The sequence below is a fragment of the Inquilinus sp. CAU 1745 genome, assembly GCF_039839375.1.
In the GTDB taxonomy this organism is placed as follows: domain Bacteria; phylum Pseudomonadota; class Alphaproteobacteria; order DSM-16000; family Inquilinaceae; genus JBDOQU01.
In genome coordinates, this window is sequence record NZ_JBDOQU010000028.1 from 1 (window position 1) to 9,562 (window position 9,562).

Sequence of the window (9,562 nt, forward strand, 5' to 3'; positions counted from 1 at the left end):
GTTGGTGCAAGACGAGCGGGAAGGGGCCAGGCCAGCATACGGTCTACCGATCGGGCGACCTCGAATCCAACGGCCTCCTTCCCGCTCCCATCATAGCAACCATCCAACACACAGGAATCCATACGGTGTCGACGCTCCATGGATGCCGGATCGAAGTCCGGCATGACTGCCTTTGGCGCGGTGACCCTCCTACTCCGCCGCCGCCTTGCGGTCGCCGGTCTGGTTCAGGGCCTGGTCCAGGTCGGCGATGATGTCTTCCACGCTCTCCAGCCCGACAGAGACGCGGACGACATCCGGTCCCGCCCCAGCGGCCTCCAGCCCTTCCGGCGAAAGCTGGCGGTGGGTGGTGGAGGCGGGGTGGATGATCAGCGACCTCGCGTCGCCGATATTGGCCAGATGGCTCAGCAGTTCCACCGATTCCACCACCGCCACGCCGGCCTCGTAGCCGCCCTTGACGCCGAAGGTGAAGACCGCCCCGGCCCCCTTGGGCACGTATTTCTTCGCCAGCCCGTGGTATCTGGAGGAGGTCAGGCCGGCATAGTTCACCCATGCCACCTGCGGATGGCCTTCCAGGAATTCCGCCACTTTCTGCGCGTTCTCGCAATGCCGCTCCATGCGCAGGCTCAGCGTCTCGATGCCCAGCAGCGTCAGAAAGGCGTTCATCGGCTGCTGGTTGACGCCCAGATCGCGCAGGCCCACGGCATGGCCGTAGAAGGTGTAGGCCATCTCCCCGAACGTCTCGTGGAAGCGCAGCCCGTGATAGCCGGGATCCTCGTCCGTCAGCGCCTTGAACTTGTCGGAACTCGACCAGTCGAACCGGCCGGAATCGATCACCGCGCCGCCCACCGAGGTGCCGTTGCCGGACAGGAACTTGGTCGTGGAATGGACCACGATGTCCGCGCCGAACTCGATCGGCCGGCATAGATAGGGCGTCGCCATCGTGTTGTCGACGATCAGCGGCACGCCCGCCTCATGGGCGATCGCGGCGATCGCCTCGATGTCTGAGATCACGCCGCCGGGGTTGGCCAGGCTTTCGATGAAGACGGCCCGTGTGTTGCCGGTGATCGCGGCGCGCACCGTCTCGGGATCGTCGCTGTCGACGAAGCTGGTCTTCCAGCCGAAGGCGCGCGGGAAGCTGACGCCCATCTGGTTGATGGACCCGCCATAGAGCTTGCGCGACGCGACGATCTCCCCGCCCGGCTCCATGAACGGGAACAGCGCCAGAAGCTGCGCGGCATGGCCCGAAGAGGTGGCGGTCGCGCCGATGCCGCCCTCCAGCCCGGCCAGCCTGCCTTCCAGCACCGACACGGTCGGGTTGGTCAGGCGCGAATAGATGAAGCCCAGCTTCTGCAGGTTGAACAGGCTGGCCGCATGGTCGACATCGTCGAAGACGTAGGAGGTCGTCTGGTAGATCGGCGTCTGCCGGGCGCCCGTTGCAGGGTCGGGGGCTGAGCCGGCGTGGATCGCCAGCGTGTCGAATCCGGGGGTGCGAGGGGTATCGGTCATGTCGTCACAGCTTTCTTCTCTTTGAGGAAATCACGCGGCTGTCGATGCCCTGCCAGGAAAGCTCGCCATTCAGACGGGCGTACTCCACCTTCGGGCACCGGTTCATCACCACCCTTATGCCCGCCGCCTCGGCCTTCGCCGCCGCTTCATCGTTGCGGACATTGAACTGCATCCAGATGACCTTCGGCCGGTTGGGCAAGGCCAGCGCCTCGTCGACGATATGGCCCGCGGCCTCCGAATTGCGGAAGATATCCACCATGTCGACCGGCTGGGGGATGTCGGCAAGGCGGGGATAGGCGGGCTCTCCCAGGATCGGCTGGGGTGCGACGCCGGGATTGACCGGGATCACCCGGAAGCCCTTCCCCTGGAGGTACTTCATCGCGAAATAGCTGGGCCGCATCTCCTTCGCGCTGGCCCCGACTATGGCGATCGTCTTCACCAGCGCCAGCGTCGCGCGCAGGTATTCGTCGGTATAGGAATCGTGGTTCACCGGCTCGGAAACCGGATGATCCGAGGCCGGATAAGCCGTATCCATCACTGCCCTCTCCAATGCGGCGCCCGCTTCTCCAGGAAGGCGTCGATGCCTTCCTCCGCGTCGCGCGCCAGCATGTTCCGCGTCATCACTTCCGAGGCGTATTCGTAGGCGGCGGTCAGATCCATGTCCGCCTGACGATAGAAGGCCTCCTTGCCGATCGCCAGCGTCAGCGGCGATTTCGACGCGATCAGCCGCGCCAGCGCGTCGGTCTCCTCGTCCAATTGCTCGGCCGGGACGACACGGTTGACCAGCCCCAGAGTCTTCGCCTCCTCGGCTGAGACCATCTCGCCGGTCAGCAGCATCTCCATCGCCGCCTTCCGGCCGACGGCTCGGGTGAGCGCGACCATGGGGGTGGAGCAGAAGAGGCCGATATTGACCCCCGGCGTCGCGAATCTCGCCTGGTCGGACGCGACGGCCAGGTCGCAGGTCGCGACAAGCTGGCAGCCCGCCGCCGTTGCGATGCCGTGGACCTTCGCGATGACCGGCTTGGGCAGGTGCGTGATCGCCATCATTACCCGGCTGCACCGGCGGAAGACGCCTTCATGGAACTTGCGCGCCGCCGCCCTGTCGCCGCCGCCGGCCGCCCGCATCTCCTTCAGATCGTGCCCCGCGCAGAATCCCGGTCCCGCGCCGGCCAGCACCACCACCTTGACGGACGAATCCTCGCCGACCTGCTCAAGCGTCTCGTGAAGCTGGTTCATCAGCGCGTTGGAAAGGGCGTTGCGCGCGGCCGGTCGGTTCATCGTCAGGGTCGTGACGCCGTTTCTGTCCTCCCGAAGAAGCAGCTTTCCCGTCGGCCCCTCCGTATGGATCGGCCGGTCGGCGAACTCCGGCTGCGAATATCGGCCGGTGAGCGTCATTGAGTGCTTCTCCATCGTTTCGTCCGCTAAGGTGCTTTATCGAAATGAAGTCTACTCCGGCCCGATGCGGGCCGCAAAACCATGTCTCGGGGAATCGGGGGAAAGGAAGCCGGATGATCGATCGGGAGGAGTTCGAGGGCGTTGTCCGCGACCTGGTGCCCTCGGCGGGGCAGGGGATAGAGGTGCTGTCGATCGGCGACGGCGCGGCCCGGCTGAAGCTGCCCTATCGGCCGGACATGATGCGCCCCGGCGGCACGATCAGCGGCCCCGCCCAGTTCGGCCTTGCCGACGTCACCCTCTATGGCTGCGTCTTGAGCCGGCTCGGCCGGGTCGATCTCGCCGTCACCACCAGCATGACGATCAACTTCCTCCGGCGGCCGGCCCCGGCCGCGCTGGTCGCGGAGGGCCGCCTGCTGAAGCTGGGCAAGAGGCTGGCCTATGGAGAGGTGCTGCTGTTCTCCGAAGGCGGGGAAGAGCCGGTCGCCCACGCCACCGGCTCCTATTCGATTCCGCCCGCCTGAGGTCTGCCCGCCTGAACCGTGTCAGCCCTTCCGGTTGCGTTCGGATTCCTCCCTCGCCCGCTGCCAGTGAAGTTCCTCGCGCCCCTCGGGGCGTCCCTCGTCTTCCCAGAACCGGTAGGCGCGCCGCCTGATATCCTCGTCCTCGTCGGAGGTTCCTTCCCGCGGGTAGCCGACGCCCTGGTCCTGCTCTCCGGTTTCCGGCTGTCCGGCTCCTTCGCTGCTCCTCTTCTCGCCCGATGACGTCCAGGCCGGGGGATCGCTGGCGGGAAAGCTCTCCTCCGACGCCTCGTCTACATCGTCGTTGGACGGCTTGGACCTTTGTCGTTTGGTGGGTTTGGTGACCATCGGCTCCTCCGCTATCACGCAGGCCCGGATCGGAACCCGCGACCATAACCGGAACAGCCGCGACGGGCCCGGAGTTCCCCCGGGCGACCCCCGCTTCGACAAGCCCGCCCTTCCTCTTTTTGGTCATTCCGGACTTGATCCGGAATCCATGGGCCCTTGCCGCTTCACCGGCGGAGAAGAACGAGCGCGGTCTGTTGGTCTCGACGCCCTATGGATGCTGGATCAAGTCCAGCATGACGATGAGACAATGACGCCTCACTTCGCGAACAGCTGGCCGATATCCTTGAAAGCCTTCATCTCGATGGCGTTGCCCGCCGGGTCATGGAAGAACATCGTCGCCTGCTCGCCGGGCTGGCCTTCGAAGCGGATGTAGGGGGCGATCACGAACTTCGTTCCGGCTTCCGTCAGACGGTCGGCGGTCTTCCGCCACTCCTCCATCGAGAGGACGACCCCGAAATGACGAACCGGCACGCCGTGGCCATCGACGGCGCTCGTGGCGGCCGCCCCGGTTTCCCCTGGCGCCAGATGCGCGACGATCTGATGGCCGTAAAAATCGAAATCGACCCAGTCGGGTGAGCTGCGGCCTTCTCCGCAGCCGAGAAGACCCTTGTAGAAGCCGCGCGCGGCCTCGAGGTCGTCGACCGGAAAGGCGAGATGGAAGGGGCGGATGGTCTGGTCGGTCATCTTTAAATCTCCGTTCTGAGAATGACCTTCAGATAGGTGATTCCGAGCAAAACGAGAAGCTGTATATAATTGCGCTCAGCCCAACCAAAAATTATCAATCCCGCATGATCCCTGAACTGAAAACGCTCTCGGCGGTCGCCCGATATGGCACTTTCGCTGCCGCCGGCGCCCGGCTCGGGCTGACGCAGGCCGCCGTCAGCGGGCAGATGAAGCGCCTCGAAGGCAAGCTTGGGGTCCGGCTCTTCGACCGGACCGGCCGTTCCGCCGTCCTGAACCGGACCGGACGCACGGTGCTGGCGCGGGCGCGGGAAATCCTTGCCGGCGTCGAGGCGCTGACCGAGCCCCTGGACTGGTCGGCCCGGACCGGACGCCTCCGGATCGGCGCGATCTCGTCCGTGCAACCGACGATCCTTCGGCGCGCCCTGAAGGCTTTCCACCCGGCGTTCCCCGGCTTCCACATCCAGATCGTGCCGGGAACCTCGCTGGAACTGCTGGACCGTCTGGACGCCGGCGGGCTGGACCTTGCCGTCATCATCCGGCCAGGCTTCGGACTGCCCCCGACCGTGCGGTGGGAGTCTCTGGTGCTGGAGCGTTTCGTTCTGGCGGCGCCGCCTGGAACCGGCGACACGGACTGGAAATCCGCGGTGAGGGGGCGCGCCTTCCTGCGATACAACCGTCATTCGTTCGGCGGACGGCTGGTGGAGCGCCTGATCGAACAGGAAGACGTCCCGGTCGACGACTGGGTCGAGATGGATGACATTCCCGCCCTGTTGAGCATGGTCGCCGACGGCATGGGCGTCGCGATCGTGCCGAGGGCGGAAGCCTATGAGGACCACTTCCGGGGCGTGCGCGTCATCGAGCTGGGCGATGCGGAAATCTTCAGGGAGATCGGCATTCTGGCTCCCCCGACCTGTGACGAACCAGCCGCTCGCTTCATTGCTGAGTGTAGGCAAATGGTAACGTCTCACACGCGAGGATAGGCGGCGATCGAAGTTGCGTTGCCCCCGGCGGACCGCCGGGGCCCGACCTTCGGGAAACGGGAGAGAGTACCCATGCCGGATGACGTCCAGGAAATCGCCCTCGGCGGCAAGGGTTCGTTCATGAGCGCTTCCGGGCAGGATTCGCTTCATGAATTTTCGCAAGGCCGTCCGTACGGGTATATTTTCCAGACGGTCAGTTCGGAAGCCGCGCCGCCGCCCGAGCGCTACGACTACTGGACCGGATCATTGGTCCGCGGCCTCCAGGTGGATCGGCCGAACGAACGTCAGGCGCGGGATTTCCGCGCGACGGCGACCTCGCTCGCCTCGCTGTCGGGCGAGATGCATCTGGTGCGGACCGATGGCTTCGCCGGCACGCGCACGCCGGGTCATATCCGGGCGGACCAGAGCGACGAGATGGCGCTGCACCTGATCGTCGAGGGCAAGCTCACCGGTCAATATGAAGGCGACAGCGAGATCGTCGCGGAGGCGGGCGACTTCTTCCTGGTCGACGTGGCCCGCCCCCTGCGCCTCGCCATCGAGGGCTGCAGTTCGCTCATCCAGATCGATCTGCCACGCTCCCTGATGGAATCGATCTTTCCGGTAAGGATTCCACCGCCGAGCAGCGTTGCGAAGGCGCTGGCCGCCTCCAGCCTGACGCCGTTGCTGCGGGCGCATCTTCTTCAGCTTTCCAGGGCGGTTTCCGGCATGAACGCGGCGGAGCGACTGACCATGCTCGACGCTTCGGAAGCTTTCGTGATCGCGACGATCGAAGGCGCATTCGCCGGAACGGCCGTCCCGGGCAAGACGGGGAACGAGGGGCTGTTCATGGCCGCTCAGCGCTATATCCGGGCGCATCTGGGCAGGCACAACCTTAATCCGTCGGAGATCGCCGCCGCCGTCGGCTGCTCTCGCGCCACGCTCTACCGCCTGTTCCAGGGGCATGGCCTGACGGTCTCCGGGCATATTCGCGAGTTGCGGCTGCAGCGGCTGATGCGGTTGCTGCAAAGAACGTCGGACGGCGCGCTGGTCGCCGTTCTGGCCTACCGCTGCGGGTTCCATGACATCCCCAACGTCAACCAGATGTTCCGCAGGAGATTCGGCGTCAGCCCGACCCAGGCAAGAGCCATGTCGACGCGCCAATGATCTGTCCGGAACCGGCGGTTCCATCCCCGACAGGCATTTGAGACGCAGATAGCCATGTTTTGAGACGGGTACATTACCCGTTGTTTTTCAAAGACTTTATACCGTTCCCCTGACGAAAGGCGTTGGCCGAACGAGGGGGACGCGGCGATGAGGCGATCGGCAAGGATTTCACCTGCGTCCGTTACCAGGCATCTGCTGTGGGGCGGCGTGTCGGCGTTGGCGTTGATCCCGGCGGCCGGGCCGGCATTGTCGCAGACAGTAATTACCGGCGGCGCACATGAAACCGTCCTCGGCGATGGCTCGGGGACGCAGCCAAGTCCATGGGCGACCGGGGATCTCAGTGTCGGCGCCAGTGGCTCGGGCACGCTGACTATTGGCGCGGGCGGCGAGGTGCATAGCGGCATGGTTCGGATCGGGATCGGCGTCCTTCCCTCGAATGGGGTCGTGACAGTCGCCGGACCGGGTGCGGTGTGGGAGACCGATGGCCTTACTGTCGGGTTCAGCGAACCTGGTGCGTTGATCATCAAGGATGGGGGGACAGTTTTCAGTGCCGCCGCTTCTGTCGGCAATGATATGTCGCCCAACGGATCGGCCACCGTCGAGGGCAAAAACTCACGATGGGACATCGGAACTTCGCTGAACGTCGGCGGCACTGGTAATCCTGGCATCCTGGATATCATGGATGGCGGGTCGGTCACCGTAGGTGAAGCGGTGATATTCGATGGCGGCGTTGTCACCATCTCGGGGATCGATGCGTCGTGGGAGATTTCCGGATCGCTCGAAATCGGCAGAGGTAGCGGCGGAAATGGAACGCTGGCGGTCAATAACAGCGGCAGGACGGCATCCGCCTATACGATCCTGGGGACGTTTGGGAGCGGCACGGGCACACTGAATCTCGATGGCGTCGCTGGCGCTCGCGGCGTACTGGAAACCGGCTATGTCGAGAGAGGCCCGGGCAGCGCCGATTTCACCTTCGATGGCGGTATCCTGCGCGCGACGAGTGACCAAACGGATTTTCTGCGCAGTTTCAACGCGGGCGATGTGACGATCGACGCCGGCGGCGCATTCATCGACAGCAATGGTTATGACATCGGCATCGGCGCGCCACTGGACGGAACCGGCGGCCTCACCAAGCTCGGCGCCGGCACGCTGACCCTGACCGGCGTGAGCAGCTATGCCGGCCCGACGGCAATCCTCGGCGGAACGCTGCTCGTGAACGGCACGCTGGGCGGCACGTTCGACGTGTTCTCCGGCGGCCGGCTCGGCGGCTCGGGGACGGTGGGCGATACGACGGTGGCCTCGGGCGGCGTGGTCGCGCCGGGGAACTCCATCGGCACGCTGAACGTCGCGGACGGCATCGCCTTCGCGCCCGGCTCGATCTATGAGGTGGAGGTCGATCCCGCCGGCAGCGCCAGCGACCTGATCCACGCCACCGGCGCGGCGACCCTTGCCGGCGGCTCCGTCATCCATATCGGCGCGGCCGGCGCCTACAGGCCGGACTCGACCTATACGATCCTGACGGCCGATGGCGGCGTGACGGGTGTCTTCGGCGACGTCGCCTCGAATTTCGCCTTCCTCGACCCGACCCTCGGTTACGATCCGAACAACGTCTATCTGAACCTTGTGCGCAACGAGGTTTCTTTCAGCGTCATCGGGGAAACCTCCAACCAGCGCCATACAGGCGAAGGCATCGAAAGCACGGGCGCGGGCTCGCTTGTCCATGACGCCGTGGTCGGTCTTGACGCCGACCAGGCGCGCGCCGCCTTCGACCAGATGTCCGGTGAGATCCACGCCTCGGCCAGGGGCATGATGCTGGAGGACAGCCGCTTCCTGCGCGAGGCCGCGGCGGCAAGGGTGCGCGCAGCTTTCGCCGGCGCGGGCGGGGCGGGGCTGCCGGTCATGGCCTTTGGTCCTGCAAAGCAGCAAGCCGCAGGCGCGGACGCCTTCGCGCCCGCCGCGGCCGATACCGGTCGCGCCGCCATGTGGATGCGCGGCTTCGGTTCCTGGGGCGAGCGGGAGGGCGACGGCAACGCCGCCGATTTCGGGCGCTCCACGGGCGGCGTCTTCATCGGCGCCGATGCGCCGGTCGGCGATTGGCGCGCCGGACTTCTCGCCGGCTACAGCCGCTCCAGCTTCGATGTCGATGAGCGCGGCTCTTCGGGCGAGGCCGACAGCTACCATCTCGGCCTTTATGGCGGGACGCAATGGGGCGCGCTCGGCCTGCGGCTCGGCGCGGCCTATAGCTGGCACGATATCGGGACGGACCGCTCGGTCGTCGTTCCCGGCCTTGCCGACAGCCTGTCGGCCGATTACGACGCGGCGACCGCCCAGACCTTCGGCGAACTGGGTTACAGGATCGGGCGTGAAGCCCTGGCCTTCGAGCCTTTCGTCAGCCTGGCCTATGTCAATCTCCACACCGACGGTTTCACCGAAGATGGCGGGGCGGCCGCGCTGGCCGGCGACAGCGCCGATACCGACGCCGCCTTCACCACTCTCGGTCTCAGGGCCTCGGCCGGCTTCACGCCCGGCGAAATAGAGGTGAAAGCGCGCGGCATGCTCGGCTGGCGCCACGCCTTCGGCGACGTCACGCCGCTTTCGACCCACGCCTTCGCCGGCGGCGACATCTTCACCATCGCCGGCGTCCCGATCGCCCAGGATGCCGCGATCCTGGAAGCGGGCCTGGATTTCCAGGTCACCGAAACCACGACGCTCGGTCTCTCCTATTCGGGGCAAATCGCCGGCGGGTCGAGCGATCACGGCGCCAGGGCGACGCTGACGGTGAAATTCTAGGCCAGTACCTCACCCTTCCTCATCTTTGGTCCCGCATGGCGGGCTCGCCACGAGAAGGAGGGCGATAATTTCCCCTCCCGTCATTCCAGCGGAGGCTGGCAACTGTGTTGTCAGGCCCAGGCTTTACGGTCTCTGAGCATGGCGTTGAGGTGGGTGAGGAGCTTTCTGGCGACGGCGATGATGGCGACTTTCTTGGTG

Annotated in this window: 9 protein-coding genes; 4 read left to right on the top strand and 5 right to left on the bottom strand. The window is 65.7% G+C overall.

The annotated features are described in order from the left end of the window. Positions 1-189: 189 nt before the first annotated feature. From AAFN89_RS20635 to AAFN89_RS20645, 3 genes are read right to left on the bottom strand one after another with little or no spacing between them, the layout of a single operon-like run. Positions 190-1,506, bottom strand: coding sequence for an O-acetylhomoserine aminocarboxypropyltransferase (locus AAFN89_RS20635; RefSeq protein ID WP_347541185.1), 1,317 nt, complete (start codon positions 1,504-1,506; stop codon positions 190-192). A 4-nt stretch (positions 1,507-1,510) separates the two neighbouring features. Further along, a complete protein-coding gene (locus AAFN89_RS20640; protein ID WP_347541187.1) occupies positions 1,511-2,041 on the bottom strand; it encodes a CoA-binding protein in 531 nt (176 codons plus the stop codon). Then, the gene (locus AAFN89_RS20645) at positions 2,041-2,901 is read right to left on the bottom strand and encodes an enoyl-CoA hydratase (RefSeq protein ID WP_347541189.1); all 861 of its coding nucleotides are present in this window, start codon (positions 2,899-2,901) and stop codon (positions 2,041-2,043) included. Before AAFN89_RS20645 ends, AAFN89_RS20640 begins: the two co-directional genes overlap by 1 nt. Before the next feature lie 113 nt (positions 2,902-3,014). Here AAFN89_RS20645 and AAFN89_RS20650 point away from each other — a divergent pair, with 113 nt between their 5' ends. Further along, complete coding sequence (locus AAFN89_RS20650) at positions 3,015-3,422, top strand: PaaI family thioesterase (protein WP_347541191.1); 408 nt, start codon at positions 3,015-3,017, stop codon at positions 3,420-3,422. Between the two features lie 21 nt (positions 3,423-3,443). On the opposite strand, the gene AAFN89_RS20655 is transcribed toward AAFN89_RS20650, so the two are convergent. Together AAFN89_RS20655 and AAFN89_RS20660 are read right to left on the bottom strand one after the other, a co-directional pair. Beyond that, the gene (locus AAFN89_RS20655; RefSeq protein ID WP_347541193.1) at positions 3,444-3,767 is read right to left on the bottom strand and encodes a DUF2934 domain-containing protein; all 324 of its coding nucleotides are present in this window, start codon (positions 3,765-3,767) and stop codon (positions 3,444-3,446) included. 255 nt (positions 3,768-4,022) lie between these two features. Beyond that, positions 4,023-4,451: a VOC family protein gene (locus tag AAFN89_RS20660; protein WP_347541195.1), complete on the bottom strand. Its 429-nt coding sequence runs from the start codon at positions 4,449-4,451 to the stop codon at positions 4,023-4,025. A 104-nt stretch (positions 4,452-4,555) separates the two neighbouring features. On the opposite strand from AAFN89_RS20660, the gene AAFN89_RS20665 reads away from it, so the two are divergent. The 3 genes from AAFN89_RS20665 (at position 4,556) to AAFN89_RS20675 (ending at position 9,364) form a co-directional block, all read left to right on the top strand. Continuing rightward, positions 4,556-5,431: a LysR substrate-binding domain-containing protein gene (locus AAFN89_RS20665; RefSeq protein ID WP_347541197.1), complete on the top strand. Its 876-nt coding sequence runs from the start codon at positions 4,556-4,558 to the stop codon at positions 5,429-5,431. Positions 5,432-5,503: 72 nt separating this feature from the next. Then, the gene (locus tag AAFN89_RS20670; protein ID WP_347541199.1) at positions 5,504-6,574 is read left to right on the top strand and encodes a helix-turn-helix domain-containing protein; all 1,071 of its coding nucleotides are present in this window, start codon (positions 5,504-5,506) and stop codon (positions 6,572-6,574) included. A 402-nt stretch (positions 6,575-6,976) separates the two neighbouring features. Beyond that, entirely contained in the window at positions 6,977-9,364 is a 2,388-nt protein-coding gene (locus AAFN89_RS20675; protein ID WP_347541201.1) for an autotransporter domain-containing protein, read from the top strand. Positions 9,365-9,562: the final 198 nt, after the last annotated feature.